This window comes from Streptomyces sp. NPDC051582 (assembly GCF_040681715.1).
Lineage (GTDB): Bacteria > Actinomycetota > Actinomycetes > Streptomycetales > Streptomycetaceae > Streptomyces.
In genome coordinates this window covers 1-16864 of sequence record NZ_JBFAZJ010000009.1, presented here as the reverse complement: position 1 = coordinate 16864, position 16864 = coordinate 1, and the positions used below count along the sequence as shown (strand labels likewise).

Genomic DNA, 16864 nt, shown 5'->3' with positions numbered 1-16864 from the left:
GTCACGCGCAGGGCATCAGGTCAGGCCGGCGGCCTCGACCTCTTCCCGGGTGATCCCGAGCAGGTACAGCACCGCGTCCAGGAACGGCACGTTCACCGCCGTGTGCGCGGCCTCGCGCACCACCGGCTTGGCGTTGAACGCCACGCCCAGCCCTGCCGCGTTCAGCATGTCCAGGTCGTTGGCGCCGTCGCCGATCGCCACCGTCTGGGCCAGCGGTACGCCGGCCTCCGCGGCGAAGCGGCGCAGCAACCGCGCCTTGCCCGCCCGGTCCACGATCTCGCCGGTGACCCGGCCGGTCAGCCGCCCGTCGACGATCTCCAGGGTGTTGGCCGAGGCGAAGTCCAGGCCCAGCCGCTCCTGCAGGTCGTCCGTCACCTGCGTGAACCCGCCGGAGACCACACCCACCTGGTAGCCGAGCTGCTTGAGGGTGCGGATCAGGGTCCGGGCGCCCGGCGTGAGCCGCACCTCGGAGCGGACCTTGTCCACGACCGAGGCGTCCAGTCCGGCCAGCAGCTTCACGCGGGCGTGCAGCGACTGCTCGAAGTCCAGCTCGCCGCGCATGGCCCGCTCGGTCACCTCGGCGACCTCGACCTCGCAGCCCGCGTGAGCGGCGAACAGCTCGATGACCTCGTCCTGGATCAGGGTCGAGTCCACGTCCATGACGACCAGGCGCTGGGCGCGGCGGTGCAGCCCGGCCGAGACCACGGCCACGTCCACGCCGATGTGGGAGGCGGAGGTGGCCAGCTCGGTGCGCAGCGGCTCGGTCTCCACACCGGAGACGGCGAACTCGACTGCGGTCACCGGGTACTTGGCGAGCCGGAAGACGCGGTCGATGTTGCCGCCGGTCGCGGTGATCCGGGAGGCGATGGCCGCCGTGGACTCGGCGGTCAGCGGATGCCCGAGCACGGTGACGTGGGAACGGCCGCTGCCGCGCGGCCGGTTGTCGCCCGTGCCGGAGAGGATCTCGGCCTGCAGCTTCAGCGAGTCGGCCCAGCTGTGGACCGTGGCCCGCAGCTCACCTTCGCCGCCGGAGGCGGGCTTGGTGACGAGGGCGCACAGGACGATGCGGCCACGGGTGACGACCTGCTCGATGTCGACGACATCGACGGAGTAGGCGGCGAGGGTGTCGAACAGCCCGGCGGTGATCCCGGGACGGTCCTTGCCGAAGATCTTGACGAGGAGGGTGGGGACGTCGGAGGTCTGCGAAGCGCTCATGGTGCCCTCACCGTATCTTCCCGTCCCACATGCTCGGACCCCTGTCCCACCTGCCGGAACCATTTTCCGGCGCAGCGCCCTCCGCCGCCGTGCGTCGCAGGCGCCCGGGGGGCGGCGGGGGAGTGGCGGCGGGGTGAATGCGGGTCGACGGCGAGGTGTCAGGGGCCCCCGGAGTGAGGTGGTGGCGGAGCGTGTTCGAATCGCCACGTTGCGTTCCACGTCGCCGCCTTCAGCCCGGCGGCCCCGGCGGTGGCGGCGGGGGAGGGGGCGGTGGCGGGGTGAACGGCGGCCGCGGGCGCGGCTGCGGCCGCCCGGCGGGCCGGCGGGGCAGCCGGGTGATCGTGACGTCCCAGGAGCCGTCCGGCTCGGGGTCGGCGAACCGCTGCGGCTCATCGCCCGGACGGGGGTACGGGTACGGGTGCGGCCGCCCCGGCGGGGGCCGGTACGCAAGCGTGGGCGCGCCGGGGGCCGGACCGCCGGCCCCTCCCGGCGCCGCCACCGGAACCGGCCGCGGCCGCCCCGCCAGCACGGCCCCCGCCCCGCCCGCCACCGCCCCCCAGGCCGCCCCGAGCAGCAGCGCGTACAGCGCGTCGCCCCGCAGTTCCACCCCGGCGTCCACCGCGTCCACGCCGAGCAGCGACAGCGAACCTCCCCCGGCTCCGCCGGCGGGGCCCTGAACCGACACCCCGGTCAGCAGCGCCAGGGCCGCCAGCGCCACCCCGGTCACGGCCGACAGCCGCACCGCGCACGCAGCCGTCCCGCGCCCCGGAGTCCGTACGGCGGCCAGTACGCCGGCGCAGAGCAGCAGCAGCCCCACCCCCGCGACCAGCAGCCAGACCCGCCCGTCGTACTCCGCGAGCCGGGACACCGTCACCGGCTCCCGCGCAGGCACCCCCAGCAGATCGTCCAGCGGATCCGGCAGCAGCCGGCCCGGCATGCCCGTGGCCCGGACGTCGAACGGAACGGAGAGCCCCAGCAGCACCGCCGTCCAGGCCCCGTTCGGCGAGCCCAGCAGCGCGGCCCCCAGTACCCGCCCCGGATGCCCGTCGCCCGCGGCCGCCCACACGGCCGCCGCCAGCCCGGCGGCCACGGCCACCAGCAGGGCCGTCACCAGTGCCGACACCGCCGGCCGCAGCCGCGCGAACGCCGCCGGGCCGCGCCGCGAAGCCAGCAGCGCGACCGCCAGTACGGCCAGCGCCCACACCCCCGCGCCCAGCAGGGTCGGCCCGCACTCCACCGAGAACCCCACCCGCGTCCGGCTGTCGACGAGGTCGCCGACGCGGTCCGGGAGCAGCCCGCCGACGTCTCCGACGCCGGGGACCACCACCTTCGGCGGCGCGGTCGTCGGCAGCCGCGGCCCGTCCAGGGTGACCACGTCGTGCCCGGCCCGGGCCAGCCCGCCCGCGGCGGCGACGAGCAGCACCGCCACCACGCCCGCACGGACGGCCGGTTCCCCGCGGGGCGCCCCCGTCCGGATCGAGCGCAGGAAGACCCGGGCCAGCACCAGCGCCCCGGCCAGTCCCACCCCGAGCGGCATGACCTCCAGCGAGGCCCCGGCCCCCGGCCCGGTGGTCCCGAGGACCGACAGGTCCACCGACGGGTCCACCGTGCCGCCGACCGCGAGGGCCACCACCGCGGCGGTCATCGCCCCGAGCGAGCCTCCCGCGGCGTCGGCGCCCAGCAGGCGGAGCCCGAGGGCGGCGACCGCGGCCATGGTGACGAGGGCCCAGCCGGTGGCGGCGATGCCCGACAGCAGCACGTCCCCCCAGCGAATGCGGCGCATGCGTACCCCCGGTGCGTGTGGAGCGTGCGTGTCGAGCGGGCGGGCCGAGCGGGACGGGGTCAGGCGGAGAAGTCCCGTATCTCACTCTCCGGGTGACTTTCACCCCCGTCAACGGGCAGGCGTAGACGCCCCGGGCAGGCCCCGATTCCACATGTGGCCCCGGGCCTGAAATAGTTCCCCCGGATGTTCGCCATCCCTAGACTCCCTGACGTCGGACTCCCTGGCGTCAGGGGGATTCTCGGGGGACTTAAGTGGGGCTGGAGTGCCGGAACTCGTACTGGAATTGAATGGAAGGACCTGGACGCTCGATCCGTCCAGGTCGTACTCGTTGGGGCGCGATCCCCAGGGAGACGTGGTCATCGACGACGCCCGGGTGTCGTGGCGGCATGCCACCATCGCCTGGAACGGCCGGGGTTGGGGCATTGAGGACCACGGCAGCACCAACGGGACCTACGTGCACGGCGCGCGGGTCCGGCAGACCGAGCTCGCGCCCGGCACGCCGGTGCACCTGGGCAACGCCACCGACGGCCCGCGGCTGAATCTGAGCGCAGCCGCCGCGCCGCAGCAGGCCGTACCGCAGCAGGCCGCTCCCGCCTACCAGGCCCCGGCGCCCGCCTACCAGGCTCCGGCCCAGCAGGCCGCCCCGGCGTACCAGGCCCCGGCCCAGGCGCAGGCCCAGCCGGCGCAGCAGCAGGCCTGGCAGCAGCAGCCGCAGCAGGCCGCCGCCCACCAGCAGCCGCACCAGCAGGGGCAGCAGCCTCATATCCCGCAGCAGCAGGCGGCCCCCGTCTACGGCGGTGACCGCAGCCCGACCACGTTCCACCAGATCGCCGTCGGCCGCGTCATGCGGATCGGCCGTGCGCTGGAGAACGAGCTGGTCGTCTCGGACCTCCAGGTCTCCCGCCTCCACGCGGAGTTCCGCTCCAGCGGCGGCCGCTTCGAGATCCACGACCTCGGCAGCCACAACGGCACGTACGTCAACGGCCAGCCGCTGCCCAAGTCCGGCACCGCGCTCCTCGGTCCGAACGACATCGTCGGCGTCGGCCACTCGACGTTCCGGATCGTCGGTGACCGGCTTGAGGAGTTCGTCGACACCGGTGACGTCTCCTTCTCGGCCCGCCACCTCACGGTCACGGTCGACGGCGGCAAGCAGATCCTCAAGGACGTCACCTTCGGCGTCCCGGAGAAGTCGCTCATCGGCGTCATCGGCCCCTCCGGTTCCGGAAAGTCCACGCTGCTCAAGGCGCTGACCGGCTACCGGCCCGCCAACGAGGGCGACGTCCTCTACGACAACCGCAACCTGTACAAGCAGTTCGCGGAGCTCCGCCAGCGCATCGGCCTGGTCCCGCAGGACGACATCCTGCACAAGGAGCTGAAGGTCAGCACGGCCCTCAAGTACGCGGCCAAGCTGCGCTTCCCCGGCGACACCGCCGAGGCGGAGCGCGCCGCCCGCATCGACGAGGTGCTGCGCGAGCTCAAGCTGGACATCCACAAGGACAAGAAGATCACCTCGCTCTCCGGTGGTCAGCGCAAGCGCGTGTCCGTGGCCCTGGAGCTCCTCACCAAGCCCTCGCTGATCTTCCTGGACGAGCCGACCTCCGGCCTCGACCCGGGCATGGACCGCGACGTCATGCAGCTGCTGCGCGGCCTCGCCGACGACGGCCGCACCGTCCTCGTCGTCACCCACTCCGTGGCCGAGCTGTCGCTGTGCGACAAGCTGCTGGTCATGGCCCCGGGCGGTTCGGTCGCGTACTTCGGCCCGCCGGACGAGGCGCTGAACTTCTTCGGCTACAGCACGTGGGCGGACGTCTTCTCGGCCTTCGAGAACTACCGCGACTACGACTGGGCCGGCCGCTGGAAGGGCTCGCAGCACTACCAGCTCTACGCCGCCGACCTCGACTCCGTGGCCCCGCAGCAGGTCGCCATGCCGCCGATGCAGCAGATGATGCCGCCGAAGGCGCAGGGCTGGGGCGACCAGCTGTGGACCCTGATCCGCCGCTACGTCTCGGTGATCGCCTCCGACAAGGGCTTCATGGCCCTGATGCTGATCCTGCCCGCGGTCCTGGGCGTGGTCTCGACGGTCATCCCCGCGACCTTCGGCCTCGCGCCGCCGAAGCCGCCGTCCCGGTTCAACGGCGACGCCGGCACGATCATGCTGATCCTCTGCGTGGGCATGTGCTTCTCGGGCGCCGCGAACTCGGTCCGTGAGCTGATCAAGGAACGGGTCATCTACGAGCGCGAGCGCGCCACCGGTCTCTCCCGGTCGGCGTACCTCATGTCGAAGGTGATCGTCCTCGGCTTCATCACGGCCATCCAGGGCGTGGTCATCTGTGCGATCGGCTTCGTGCCGCGCGACCTGCCCACCGAGGGCCTGCTCATGCCGCCGGCCGTCGAGCTCTGCCTGTCGGTCACGGCGCTCGGCTTCACCTCGATGATGTTCGGCCTCGTCATCTCCGCGCTGGTGAAGACCGCCGAGAAGACCATGCCGCTGCTGGTCATGTTCGCGATCGTCCAGGTCGTGTTCACCGGCATCCTCTTCCAGGTGTACGACTCGCCCGGCCTGGAGCAGTTCGCCTGGCTGATGCCCTCGCGCTGGGCGGTCGCCGCCGCGGGCACCACGCTCGACCTCGGCAAGCTCATGCCGCCGTGGGACCAGGAGAACCCGACCAACACCGACCCGCTGTGGGAGCACTCCATCGCGCAGTGGGGCGTGAACATCACGATCCTGCTGCTCATCGGCGTCGCCTGCGGCTTCGCGGTGCAGAAGCTGCTGCGCCGCCACGAGCCCGAGGTCATGCGCAACTAGTCGGTCCGGGGCCACCCCACCCGTACGAACGCCTCAGGGCGGCACCCGGATACCGGGTGCCGCCCTGAGGCGCATGGGGGTCGCTACGCCAGTGCCCTCAGTAGGCGCTGTTGACGTTGTCGATCGAGCCGTAACGGTCGGCGGCGTAGTTGGCCGCGGCGACGATGTTGGCGACCGGGTGGTACTGGTCCAGCGGGGTGCCGGCGACGTGGTACGCGAGGAAGGTCGGCTTGATGACCTGGAGCAGGCCCTTCGAGGGGATGCCGTTCTGGGCGTTGATGTCCCAGTTGTTGATCGCCCGCGGGTTGCCGCTCGACTCGCGCATGATGTTCTTGTACAGGCCGTTGTAGGTGCCCGGAATCTTGTGCGCCTTCATGATCGCCAGCGACTCCTTGATCCAGCCGTCAAGGTTGTTCGCGTAGACCGGCGTGCGGACGGTGGAACGGCTCGCGGCCGCCTTCGCCTCGCGGTCCTTCTTCGCCTTGGCCTCGGCGTCGGCCTTCGCCTTCGCCGCGTCGGCCTTGGCTTGGGCGGCGACGGCCTTGGCCTTGATCGCGGCCTCGACCTTCGCGGCGTCCGTGGCCAGCTTGGTCTGGGCGCCGAGGTGCTGCACGGTCTTGGCCTGAACACCCTCGACAGCCTGGGTCCACGCCACGGGGGCGGCGCTCACGGTCGTACCGGCGTCGGCGGAGCCGGCGGGTACGACGGTGGCGGCCAGGGCGGCGGCGCCGATGGTGGCGAACGCGGCGAAGGTCATCTTGTGGGCCTTCGTCAGACGACGACTGTGGCCGGGGGTGCTGGTCTTGGACATGGCTAGCAACCTCTTCGAATAGCGGGAGCCGCAGGAAGGCGCCGCTGGGATCCGGGATCCGCGGCGCTGTGCGACGGGAGCAATTCTTAGCGGCGGCAAAATCGCCTGGCAAAGGTGTGACGTACGATCCCGCTTAGTGGATCAGGGGGCCCCGGCAAGACCGGAATTCAGGGCCGGGCGCTAGGTGGGACAGTGCTGACACGGTCCTTATGCATCCACTAGGCGCCTTCGTAAGTGACCTGGGTCCTATGTGCGGGCTCACATCGGCCGCGTAACGGTCTGACCATCCGTTGCTACAGCAATGCAGTCTGTAATCGAATCCTCCACCCTGAGGACCACAAGCCCGCCGCCGCCCTCATCCCCAGGGCAGAGACGGCCCTGCGGACCCCCTCCCGGAGGAGGAGGACACACCGCCCCCGGCCCTAGGACCCGAGCCCGATCCCGCAGGTCAGGGCCGCGAGTACGGTGAGCCCATGACTGGTAGTCCCGTGTTCGGCGGCCCCCGCGGCGGCCTCGCCGCCGTCAGCACCGCGCTGCTCGCCATGAGCCGCAGGCTGGAGGTCCGCGACGTCCTGCGCACGATCGTCGTCTCGGCCCGCGAGCTGCTCGACGCCGAGTACGCGGCCCTGGGCGTCCCGGACGACCACGGCGGCTTCGCCCAGTTCGTCGTGGACGGCATCAGCGAGGAGCAGTGGCGCCGCATCGGCCCGCTGCCCCGCCAGCACGGCATCCTCGCCGCGATGCTCCACCAGGACGGCCCCGAGCGGCTGGCCGACGTGCGCGAGGACCCCCGCTTCGAGGGCTGGCCCGCCGCCCACCCCGAGATGTCCGACTTCCTCGGCCTCCCCGTCCGCGACGGGGAGGAGACCCTCGGCGCCCTCTTCCTCGCGAACAAGAGGAGCCCGGGCGGCTTCACCGAGGAGGACGAGGAACTCCTCGCCCTCCTCGCCCAGCACGCCGCCATAGCCCTCACCAACGCACGGCTGTACGAGCGCAGCCGCGAGCTCACCATCGCAGAGGAGCGCTCCCGCCTCGCCCACGAGCTGCACGACGCCGTCGCCCAGAAGCTCTTCTCGCTGCGCCTGACGGCCCAGGCCGCCGCCGCACTCGTCGACCGCGACCCCGCCCGCGCCAAGGGGGAGCTCCAGCAGGTCGCCGCCCTCGCCGCCGAGGCCGCCGACGAACTGCGCTCCGCCGTGACCGAGCTGCGCCCGGCCGGCCTCGACGAGGACGGCCTGGTCGCCACCCTGCGCGACCAGGTCCACGTACTCGACCGAGCCCACACCGCGCACGTCACCTTCACCTGTGACGGCGTACGGGCCCTCCCCGCGACCCAGGAGGAGGCCCTGCTCCGGGTCGCCCAGGAGGCCCTCCACAACGCCCTGCGGCACTCGGGCGGCGACCGCGTCGGGGTCACCCTCGCCCGCCGGGCGGCCGGAGCCGTCCTGACCGTCACGGACGACGGGAGGGGCTTCTCCCCTTCCTCCATCCGCGCGGCCGGGCGCCACCTCGGCCTGGTCTCCATGCGGGACCGGGCGAGCGGCGTCCGCGGCCGCCTCACCGTGCGCTCGGAGCCCGGTGCGGGCACCACGATCGAAATGGAGGTCCCCGGTGGCTGACACGCCCATCCGCGTCCTGCTCGTGGACGACCACCAGGTGGTCCGCCGCGGCCTGCGCACGTTCCTGGAGATCCAGGACGACATCGAGGTGGTCGGGGAGGCCGCCGACGGAGAGGAGGGCGTGACGCGCGCCGAGGAGCTGAGGCCCGACGTGATCCTGATGGACATCAAGATGCCGGGCACCGACGGCATCGAGGCCCTGCGCAGGCTGCGCGCGCTGGCGAACCCGGCGCGGGTGCTGATCGTCACCAGCTTCACGGAGCAGCGGACGGTGGTCCCGGCCCTGCGGGGCGGCGCCGCCGGCTACGTCTACAAGGACATCGACCCCGACGCCCTGGCCGGGGCCATCCGCTCCGTGCACGCCGGGCACGTACTGCTCCAGCCCGAGGTGGCCGACGTCCTGCTCTCCCAGGAGGGATCGCCGTCGCCCGGCCGGGGCGGCTCCCTGACCGAACGGGAACAGGAGGTGCTGTCCCTGATCGCGGACGGCCGGTCCAACCGCGAGATCGCCCGTGCGCTCGTCCTGTCCGAGAAGACGGTCAAGACGCACGTCTCGAACATCCTGATGAAGCTGGATCTCGCGGACCGTACGCAGGCGGCGTTGTGGGCGGTCAGGCACGGGATCACCGACTGAACCGGGCAAGAACGGACCGTCCGGCTCCGTTCCCCGATTCATACGGTCGGGTGGATGTCGCCCACATGGCGCATCCCGTTCGTCAGATGACCGTTCTTCTTGACGTGTCGCGGCGGCTGGCCGCGGCAGACGTACTGGAGGACGAAGAACGTGAAGAACATCAAGAAGGCCACTGCCGTCACCATGATCGCGGGCGGCCTCCTTGCCGCGGGCGCCGGCGTCTCCTCGGCGCACGGTGGAGCGTCGGCCGAGGGCGCGGCCGCGGGCTCGCCCGGCGTCGCCTCCGGCAACCTGGTCCAGGTCCCCGTGCACGTCCCGGTGAACGTGGTCGGCAACGCGGTCACCGTGATCGGCCTGCTGAACGGCGCCTGGGGCAACACCGGCGTGAACGCCTGACCAGCCCCCCACCGGCCCCGCTTCCCCCACCTCTCCCCGGGAAGCGGGGCCGCGGCGCGAGCCGCCCCCGAAGACGCCTCCTCACTCCACTCCTAACCCCGCTCGCGCTCCTCGACCGCCGCGTTGTAGGCCGCGACCAGCGCGCGCCGGGCCACCCGCTCCACCGGCCGCAGAGCCTCCGCCCGCGCCGCCATCTCCGAGGCGGCCACGGCCCCGCCCGGCCCGTGCTCGTACGCCAGCGACACCAGCAGGTCCACCCGCTGCGCCAGCGCCAGCACCCGCACCGCCCGCGGCGGATACCCCGGCGCCAGCACCTCCCGCCCGGCGTCCGCCCGGGCCCGGTACGCCGACAGCGCGCCCTCCGCCACCGGCCCCGACCCCGCCACGTCCAGCCGGGTCAGCACCACCGTCGCCTCGCGCAGCGCCTCCGCCAGCTCCCGCTCCGCCTCGCCGAGCGAGGGCACGTCCGCCGGCGGGGCCTCCCGTACCGGCAGGCAGTGCCACGTCACCGAAACGTGCAGGTCGCCCGGGGCCGGTCCGGCCTCGGCCACCTCCGGCACCAGACCCAGCGCCGCGCCCACCGCGACCACCGCCTCCTCGGCCTCCAGCGCCCGCGCGTTGAACTCCGGGGGCCCGCTCAGCCCCAGCGGGTGGCCCGGCGCCGGCAGGGCGACCCGCAGCCCGGTCACCCCCAGCGCCCGCAGCCGGCCGAGCGCCAGCGTCAGGCCCACCGGACCCGATTCGCCCGGCAGCCCTTCCACCCGGTGCACGGCGTCCTCGCCCACGATCGACAACACGGCCTCGTCGGGCGAGACCAAACCGGCCAGCAGTGCGTTCCCCCAGGCGGCCAAGCGCCCTGAACGTGGTTCGAAAAGCATTCCCCCACTTTACGGATCACCCCGGATCGGGCCCCGCGTCCCACCTGGCGCCCGGACCCCTCGCCGAGTGGCGTAGGTTTTCCCCTGGGGCTGCGCCTACCGGTGCACAGACGAAACCGAGACTGCAAGGGGAGACAACACGCTCATGAGCGATGTTCTGGAGCTGGTGGACGTATCCGTGGTCCGCGAGGGCCGGGCTCTGGTGGACCAGGTCTCCTGGTCGGTGAAGGAGGGGGAGCGCTGGGTGATCCTCGGCCCCAACGGCGCCGGCAAGACCACGCTGCTGAACCTCGCCTCCAGCTACCTCTTCCCCACCAAGGGCGCCGCCACCATCCTCGGCAGCACCCTCGGCAAGCCCGGCAGCGACGTCTTCGAGCTGCGCCCGCGCATCGGCGTCGCCGGTATCGCCCTGGCCGACAAGCTCCCCAAGCGCCAGACCGTCCTGCAGACCGTCCTCACCGCCGCGTACGGCATGACGGCGACCTGGCAGGAGGAGTACGAGGAGATCGACGAGCAGCGCGCCCGCGCCTTCCTCGACCGCCTGGGCATGACCGAGTACCTCGACCGGAAGTTCGGCACCCTCTCCGAGGGCGAGCGCAAGCGCACCCTGATCGCCCGCGCCCTGATGACGGACCCGGAGCTGCTCCTCCTCGACGAGCCCGCCGCCGGCCTCGACCTCGGCGGCCGCGAGGACCTCGTACGCCGACTCGGCCGCCTCGCCCGCGACCCGCTCGCGCCGTCCATGGTCATGGTCACGCACCACGTCGAGGAGATCGCCCCCGGCTTCAGCCACGTCCTGATGATCCGCCAGGGCAAGGTCGTCACCGCCGGTCCGATCGACCTGGAGCTGACCTCGCGCAACCTCTCGCTGTGCTTCGGCCTCCCCCTGGTCGTCGAGCGCAACGACAGCGACCGCTGGACCGCCCAGGGCCTCCCGCTGCGCTAGTAACGGGGCGATCGCACCCTGTCCCGACCGCGCCCGCCCGACCTACCATGACCATGTGAACATCGACGCGTGGCTGTGGTGGCTCATCGGCGCGGTCGGACTGGGCATCCCGCTCGTCCTGACGGCGATGCCCGAGTTCGGCATGTTCGCGGTCGGCGCGGTCGCGGCCGCCGTCACCGCGGCGTTCGGCGGGGGAGTGGTCGCACAGGTCCTCGTCTTCGTGATCGTGTCGGTGGCGCTCATCGCCGTCGTCCGCTCGATCGCCAACCACCACCGCGAGCAGCGCCCCCAACACCGCACCGGAATCGATGCGTTGAAGGGCAGAAGCGCCCTCGTCCTCGAACGCGTCGACGGCAGCGGAGGCCGCATCAAACTCGCCGGCGAGATCTGGTCCGCCCGCACCCTCGACGCGGACAGCAGCTTCGAACCGGGCCAGCAGGTGGACGTCGTGGAGATCGACGGAGCCACCGCCGTCGTGATGTGAGCGCGTGAGGCCGAGCTCGTGTGAGCTTGGGCCAAGGAGCCGACCCGCGGCCCCGGGGTCTGCGAGACTCCGCTCAACGGGGCAGCACAGACAGCCGGAAGGGCACGGGGAACCGCATGCAACCGATCATCATCGTCCTGATCATTCTGGTGGTTCTGGTCTTCATCGCACTGGTCAAGACGATCCAGGTGATCCCGCAGGCCAGCGCCGCCATCGTCGAACGCTTCGGCCGCTACACGCGCACCCTCAACGCGGGCCTCAACATCGTCGTCCCGTTCATCGACTCGATCCGCAACCGCATCGACCTGCGCGAACAGGTCGTGCCGTTCCCGCCGCAGCCGGTCATCACCCAGGACAACCTGGTCGTCAACATCGACACGGTCATCTACTACCAGGTGACCGACGCGCGAGCCGCGACGTACGAGGTCGCCAGCTACATCCAGGCCATCGAGCAGCTCACCGTCACCACCCTGCGCAACATCATCGGCGGCATGGACCTGGAGCGGACCCTGACCTCCCGCGAGGAGATCAACGCGGCCCTGCGCGGAGTCCTCGACGAGGCCACCGGCAAGTGGGGCATCCGCGTCAACCGCGTCGAACTCAAGGCGATCGAGCCGCCGACCTCCATCCAGGACTCGATGGAGAAGCAGATGCGCGCCGACCGCGACAAGCGCGCCGCGATCCTCCAGGCCGAGGGCGTACGGCAGTCCGAGATCCTGCGCGCCGAGGGCGAGAAGCAGTCCTCCATCCTGCGCGCCGAAGGCGAGGCCAAGGCCGCCGCGCTGAGGGCGGAGGGAGAGGCCCAGGCCATCCGTACGGTCTTCGAGTCCATCCACGCCGGAGACGCCGACCAGAAGCTCCTCGCCTACCAGTACCTCCAGATGCTCCCGAAGATCGCCGAAGGTGACGCCAACAAGCTCTGGATCGTGCCCAGCGAGATCGGAGACGCCCTCAAGGGCCTCTCGGGAGCCATGGGCAACTTCGGCCCCATGGGCGGGGGTTCGGGATTCAACCCGCAGAACACCGGCAAGGACGGCGGCCCCGGCGCCGCCGACAAGGCCGCCGCCGAGCGCCGCGAACAGCCCCCCATCGACTGACCGGCGGCCCCCTCCTGCATGATCAGTGAGGCCCCTCGACCTTCACGGCGGGGAGGCGACTCACTCATGCAAAGGGGATGGCTCAGTCCATGTCTCTGCTCTCGATGTCCCCCTGGGAATCACTCGCGGTGTTCGCGGCCGGCATCGGCGCCGGCACGATCAACACCATCGTCGGCTCCGGCACCCTCATCACCTTCCCGGTGCTGCTCGCCACCGGACTCCCGCCGGTCACCGCCAACGTGTCCAACACCCTCGGCCTGGTGCCCGGTTCCATCAGCGGAGCCATCGGCTACCGCAAGGAACTCCAGGGCCAGCGCGGCCGCATCATGCGGCTCGGCGCCGTCGCCCTCGTCGGAGGACTCGCCGGCGCCATCCTGCTCCTGACCCTGCCGTCGGACTCCTTCGACACGATCGTGCCGATCCTCATCGGACTCGCCCTCGTGCTCGTCGTCCTCCAGCCCCGGCTCGCCGCGGCCCTGCGCCGGCGCCAGGAAGCCGCCGGCACCGGGCCCGCGGACCCCGACGGCGGCCCCGCCCTGCTCACCGGCATGCTGCTCGCCAGCGCGTACGGAGGCTACTTCGGCGCCGCCCAGGGCGTGCTCTACGTCGGGCTGATGGGCCTGCTGCTCCGCGAGGACCTCCAGCGCATCAACGCCGTCAAGAACGTCCTCGCCGCGCTCGTCAACGGCATCGCGGCCGTCTTCTTCCTCTTCGTCGCCGAGTTCGACTGGACGGCCGTGCTGCTGATCGCCATCGGCTCCACCCTCGGCGGCCAGATCGGCGCCAAAGTCGGCCGCCGCCTGTCCCCGACCGTGCTGCGCGGGATCATCGTCGTGGTCGGCCTGCTCGCCATCGGCCAGCTGTTGCTCCGCTGAGCGACGTACGGAAAATACGTCGCCCAGCGCACGTACCCACGACGGCCCGTGCCGCGCGTACCAGCCGCGCGTACTAGGCGGAACGCTCCAGCCACTCCGGCAGGACGTCATGCCCGCCGACCCCCAGGGCCAACAGCATGGCGTCGGCCGGAGAGGGTACGAAGGGCTTCCGGAGGAGCGGCATCCCCGCCTCCTCCGGAGTCCGGGCCGCCTTGCGGTGATTGTCCTCGGCGCAGGAAGCCACCGTGTTCAGCCACGAGTCCCCACCGCCCTGGGCCCGGGGCAGCACGTGGTCCACGGTCGTCGCGCGCTTCCCGCAGTAAGCGCACCGGTGCTGGTCCCGGACCAGCACCCCCCTCCGTGACCAGGGAGCATGTCTTCGGAAGGGCACCCGTACGTACCGGCACAGCCTGATCACCCGGGGCAGCGGAAGATCCATGGAGGCGCCGCGCACCCGCAGCTCGGGGTGGGACTGCTCGACCACGGCCTTGTCCTGAAGGACCAGGACCACAGCCCGGTTCAGCGTCACCGTCGACAGCGGCTCGAAGCTCGCATTCAGCACCAGCGTGTCCCGCATCTCGCCCACCTCCCGTGTGCAGGCCCGCGACCACACTGGCGGCAGGGCCCGCGACCACTCTGGCCGCGCGCGCCACGCGGGACAACGCAATAAAAATGCCCGGTCCTGGTCGTCTTTAGACCAGGACCGGGCAAACGCACGGCGAACGATCAGCCGGCGGGAGCCTCGTACTCACCGACCAGCTGCGCCCGGCCCAACGTGTGGAACCGCAGGTTGAATCCGACGACCGCCGGCGAGACGTCCGCACCGGGGCCCAGCTTCTCCTGGTCCACCGCGTACACGGTGAACACGTAGCGGTGCCGCTCCCCGGCCGGCGGAGCCGCGCCGCCGAAGTCCTGCGTGCCGTAGTCGTTCCGTACGTGCACGGCCCCGGCGGGCAGGCCCTCGAACTTCCCGCTGCCCGCCCCGGCCGGCAGCTCGGTGACCGAGGCCGGCAGATCGAAGAGCACCCAGTGCCAGAACCCGCTGCCCGTCGGGGCGTCCGGGTCGAAGCACGTCACGGCGAAGCTCTTCGTCCCCTCCGGGAACCCCTCCCACCGCAGGTGCGGAGAGACGTTGGCGCCGCCCAGCACCTGGGCGCCGCCCAGCTCGCCACCGGGCTCGATGTCCGTGCTCTCCACCGAGAACGCGTGCACCCGGGGATGGAAATCGTGCGGAAGGGGCGCCCTGTTCTGACCGGCCACTGCTGAACCTCCTGATCGCGAACCACTACGGGTACCGGCACCGGGATGCCGGTACCCGGCCGAGCCTAGAACCAGTTGCGCTGCGAACCCACGGACGCGATCCACTGGTTGAGGTACGCCGCCCAGTCGGTCCCCTGGTACGACTGCAGCCCCACCTGGAAGCAGCGGTACGTGTCACTGCCCTCGGAGAAGAGCCCCGACTTCTTGTCCATCTCCAGCACGACGTCCATCTCACGGCCGTCGGAGACGAAGGTCAGCTCGACCTGGTTCAGCCCGCGGTACTGCGACGGCGGCAGGAACTCGATCTCCTGGTAGAACGGCAGCGTCTGGCGGGTCCCGCGGATGTGCCCGCGCTCCATGTCCGCGCTGCGGAAGCTGAAGCCGAGCTGACGGAAGGCGTCCAGGATCGCCTGCTGCGCCGGCACCGGGTGCACGTTGATCGGGTCGAGGTCGCCGGCGTCCACCGCGCGCGCGATCTCCAGCTCGGTGCTGACCCCGATGTTCATCCCGTGCAGGTGCTGACCCCCGAAGTGGGTGATCGGCGTCTCCCACGGGATCTCCAGACCGAACGGCACCACGTGCAGGGCGCCGGCCTGCACCTGGAAGGCACCGCCGAGGCGCTGCTTCGTGAAGACGATGTCCTGCTTGTACTCCTGGTCGTTCCCCTCCACCTCGACCCGCGCCTGGAGACCGACGGACAGGCCCTCGATCTGCTGCTCCACGGAACCGCCCTGGATGCGGACCTCGCCCTGGACGATCCCGCCCGGCACGACGTTCGGCTCGGTGATGATCGTGTCCACCGAAGCACCGCCGGCACCCAGCGCCGCGAACAGCTTCTTGAACCCCATGCTCTGACTCCCCTTGAAGGCTCGTGCGACTACCGCTTACGAGTACACCCTGACAAACGCGGAACCTTAGGCCCCGGTTGCAGGTCTGCGCGTTGGACTACGCTCGACCGGATGAGCGCGCGCCCCGACCGTACGCCCCTGGCCCGGTCCTTCTTCGACCGGCCGGTCCTCACCGTGGCCCCGGACATCCTCGGCCGGATCCTGGTCCGCCGTACGCCGGAGGGCCCCATGGAGCTCCGCATCACGGAGGTGGAGGCGTACGAGGGGGAGGCCGACCCGGGCTCCCACGCCTACCGGGGGCGAACCCGGCGCAACGCGTCGATGTTCGGTCCGCCCGGACACGCGTACGTCTACTTCATCTACGGCATGTGGTTCAGCCTGAACCTGGTGTGCGGGCCGCCGGGGCACGCGAGCGGGGTGCTGCTGCGGGCGGGCGAGATCACCGTGGGTGCCGACCTGGCTCGCAAACGTCGGGTTTCAGCCAGAAACGACCGAGAACTGGCCAAAGGCCCGGCCCGCCTGGCCACGGCCCTCGCGGTCGACCGCGCTCTGGACGGCACCGACCTCTGCGACGGCCCCGATTCCCCCCTGGCACTCCTGACGGGCACCACCACCTCGGCCGACCTGGTGAGCAACGGCCCGCGCACGGGAGTGGGCGGCGCCGGCGCGGGCCACCCGTACCGCTACTGGATCACGCGCGACCCGACGGTGAGCCCGTATCGACCCCATGCGCCACGCCGCCGTTCAACTTGACTCCACCTTGGCGGACGCCTAACGTAGCCCGAGCCGCTTGAACGGGGCACTGCCATCAGCAGACCCCCGGGGCGGCCAACCCACTACCTACGACGTTCCCCTGGCGGGGTCGATTTCGGCGTGCCCGAATTCGAATCCGGTGGCTCGATTATGAGCCGCAAGGGATAAGCGCTAAAGTGGTGGAACGCCGAAAGGCAAAGGCCCCCAACGGCCACCGAATTCAAATCCAAGTCGGAAACGACGAAGAAATGATCTGGTAGAGTTGGAAACGAAGAACGAAGCCCGGAGGAAAGCTCGGAAGAGCGAGTACAAAGGAAGCGTCCGTTCCTTGAGAACTCAACAGCGTGCCAAAAATCAACGCCAGAAGTTGATACCCCGTCCACTTCGGTGGATGAGGTTCCTTTGAAAAAGACCTGTGAGGTCGCCTTCGGGTGATGCTTGCAGGCAATTACACAGCGA

At 71.2% G+C, this 16864-nt stretch carries 16 protein-coding genes; 9 read left to right on the top strand and 7 right to left on the bottom strand.

Features of this window, described 5'->3' with window-relative positions:
* Positions 1-15: 15 nt before the first annotated feature.
* Positions 16-1215: a phosphoserine phosphatase SerB gene (serB, locus tag AB0M92_RS14155; RefSeq protein WP_366102402.1), complete on the bottom strand. Its 1200-nt coding sequence runs from the start codon at positions 1213-1215 to the stop codon at positions 16-18.
* 229 nt (positions 1216-1444) lie between these two features.
* Entirely contained in the window at positions 1445-2998 is a 1554-nt protein-coding gene (locus AB0M92_RS14150) for a streptophobe family protein (protein ID WP_366102401.1), read from the bottom strand.
* A gap of 262 nt (positions 2999-3260) precedes the next feature.
* On the opposite strand from AB0M92_RS14150, the gene AB0M92_RS14145 reads away from it, so the two are divergent.
* Complete coding sequence (locus tag AB0M92_RS14145; RefSeq protein ID WP_366102400.1) at positions 3261-5804, top strand: FHA domain-containing protein; 2544 nt, start codon at positions 3261-3263, stop codon at positions 5802-5804.
* Between the two features lie 97 nt (positions 5805-5901).
* Here the strand turns inward: AB0M92_RS14145 and AB0M92_RS14140 are convergent, their stop codons facing one another.
* On the bottom strand, positions 5902-6615 hold the full coding sequence (locus AB0M92_RS14140; RefSeq protein ID WP_366102399.1) for a transglycosylase SLT domain-containing protein: 714 nt from the start codon (positions 6613-6615) through the stop codon (positions 5902-5904).
* A 488-nt stretch (positions 6616-7103) separates the two neighbouring features.
* Between AB0M92_RS14140 and AB0M92_RS14135 the strand changes: the two genes are divergently transcribed.
* The 3 genes from AB0M92_RS14135 (at position 7104) to AB0M92_RS14125 (ending at position 9264) form a co-directional block, all read left to right on the top strand.
* Positions 7104-8234: a GAF domain-containing sensor histidine kinase gene (locus tag AB0M92_RS14135; protein WP_366102580.1), complete on the top strand. Its 1131-nt coding sequence runs from the start codon at positions 7104-7106 to the stop codon at positions 8232-8234.
* Positions 8227-8868 carry a response regulator transcription factor gene (locus AB0M92_RS14130; protein WP_366102398.1) on the top strand — a complete coding sequence of 214 codons (642 nt, stop codon included), beginning with the start codon at positions 8227-8229 and terminating at the stop codon, positions 8866-8868. The genes AB0M92_RS14135 and AB0M92_RS14130 overlap by 8 nt, the downstream gene beginning before the upstream one ends.
* Positions 8869-9018: 150 nt before the next feature.
* Positions 9019-9264: a chaplin family protein gene (locus AB0M92_RS14125; RefSeq protein ID WP_366102397.1), complete on the top strand. Its 246-nt coding sequence runs from the start codon at positions 9019-9021 to the stop codon at positions 9262-9264.
* Between the two features lie 92 nt (positions 9265-9356).
* Here AB0M92_RS14125 and AB0M92_RS14120 read toward each other — a convergent pair whose 3' ends face one another.
* Entirely contained in the window at positions 9357-10142 is a 786-nt protein-coding gene (locus AB0M92_RS14120) for a hypothetical protein (protein ID WP_366102396.1), read from the bottom strand.
* 145 nt (positions 10143-10287) lie between these two features.
* On the opposite strand from AB0M92_RS14120, the gene AB0M92_RS14115 reads away from it, so the two are divergent.
* The 4 genes from AB0M92_RS14115 (at position 10288) to AB0M92_RS14100 (ending at position 13544) form a co-directional block, all read left to right on the top strand.
* On the top strand, positions 10288-11088 hold the full coding sequence (locus tag AB0M92_RS14115) for an ABC transporter ATP-binding protein (RefSeq protein WP_366102395.1): 801 nt from the start codon (positions 10288-10290) through the stop codon (positions 11086-11088).
* A gap of 55 nt (positions 11089-11143) precedes the next feature.
* On the top strand, positions 11144-11572 hold the full coding sequence (locus AB0M92_RS14110) for an NfeD family protein (protein ID WP_327282762.1): 429 nt from the start codon (positions 11144-11146) through the stop codon (positions 11570-11572).
* 116 nt (positions 11573-11688) lie between these two features.
* Entirely contained in the window at positions 11689-12669 is a 981-nt protein-coding gene (locus AB0M92_RS14105) for an SPFH domain-containing protein (protein ID WP_366102394.1), read from the top strand.
* A 104-nt stretch (positions 12670-12773) separates the two neighbouring features.
* Positions 12774-13544 carry a sulfite exporter TauE/SafE family protein gene (locus AB0M92_RS14100; RefSeq protein ID WP_366102579.1) on the top strand — a complete coding sequence of 257 codons (771 nt, stop codon included), beginning with the start codon at positions 12774-12776 and terminating at the stop codon, positions 13542-13544.
* A 73-nt stretch (positions 13545-13617) separates the two neighbouring features.
* Here the strand turns inward: AB0M92_RS14100 and AB0M92_RS14095 are convergent, their stop codons facing one another.
* The 3 genes from AB0M92_RS14095 to AB0M92_RS14085 all read right to left on the bottom strand — a co-directional run bounded on the left by AB0M92_RS14095 (position 13618) and on the right by AB0M92_RS14085 (position 15652).
* Complete coding sequence (locus tag AB0M92_RS14095; protein ID WP_366102393.1) at positions 13618-14121, bottom strand: HNH endonuclease; 504 nt, start codon at positions 14119-14121, stop codon at positions 13618-13620.
* Between the two features lie 149 nt (positions 14122-14270).
* Positions 14271-14804, bottom strand: coding sequence for a YbhB/YbcL family Raf kinase inhibitor-like protein (locus tag AB0M92_RS14090; protein ID WP_366102392.1), 534 nt, complete (start codon positions 14802-14804; stop codon positions 14271-14273).
* 65 nt (positions 14805-14869) lie between these two features.
* A complete protein-coding gene (locus AB0M92_RS14085) occupies positions 14870-15652 on the bottom strand; it encodes a sporulation protein (protein WP_099893526.1) in 783 nt (260 codons plus the stop codon).
* A 111-nt stretch (positions 15653-15763) separates the two neighbouring features.
* On the opposite strand from AB0M92_RS14085, the gene AB0M92_RS14080 reads away from it, so the two are divergent.
* Complete coding sequence (locus tag AB0M92_RS14080) at positions 15764-16405, top strand: DNA-3-methyladenine glycosylase (protein WP_366102391.1); 642 nt, start codon at positions 15764-15766, stop codon at positions 16403-16405.
* Positions 16406-16864: the final 459 nt, after the last annotated feature.

Bases quoted from the DNA above. Each gene is read 5' to 3' on its own strand.
- AB0M92_RS14085 (WP_099893526.1), bottom strand. From the start codon at position 15,652: ATGGGGTTCAAGAAGCTGTTCGCGGCGCTGGGTGCCGGCGGTGCTTCG.
- AB0M92_RS14105 (WP_366102394.1), top strand. From the start codon at position 11,689: ATGCAACCGATCATCATCGTCCTGATCATTCTGGTGGTTCTGGTCTTC.
- AB0M92_RS14140 (WP_366102399.1), bottom strand. From the start codon at position 6,615: ATGTCCAAGACCAGCACCCCCGGCCACAGTCGTCGTCTGACGAAGGCC.
- AB0M92_RS14080 (WP_366102391.1), top strand. From the start codon at position 15,764: ATGAGCGCGCGCCCCGACCGTACGCCCCTGGCCCGGTCCTTCTTCGAC.
- AB0M92_RS14115 (WP_366102395.1), top strand. From the start codon at position 10,288: ATGAGCGATGTTCTGGAGCTGGTGGACGTATCCGTGGTCCGCGAGGGC.
- AB0M92_RS14095 (WP_366102393.1), bottom strand. From the start codon at position 14,121: ATGCGGGACACGCTGGTGCTGAATGCGAGCTTCGAGCCGCTGTCGACG.
- serB (WP_366102402.1), bottom strand. From the start codon at position 1,215: ATGAGCGCTTCGCAGACCTCCGACGTCCCCACCCTCCTCGTCAAGATC.
- AB0M92_RS14120 (WP_366102396.1), bottom strand. From the start codon at position 10,142: ATGCTTTTCGAACCACGTTCAGGGCGCTTGGCCGCCTGGGGGAACGCA.
- AB0M92_RS14150 (WP_366102401.1), bottom strand. From the start codon at position 2,998: ATGCGCCGCATTCGCTGGGGGGACGTGCTGCTGTCGGGCATCGCCGCC.
- AB0M92_RS14100 (WP_366102579.1), top strand. From the start codon at position 12,774: ATGTCCCCCTGGGAATCACTCGCGGTGTTCGCGGCCGGCATCGGCGCC.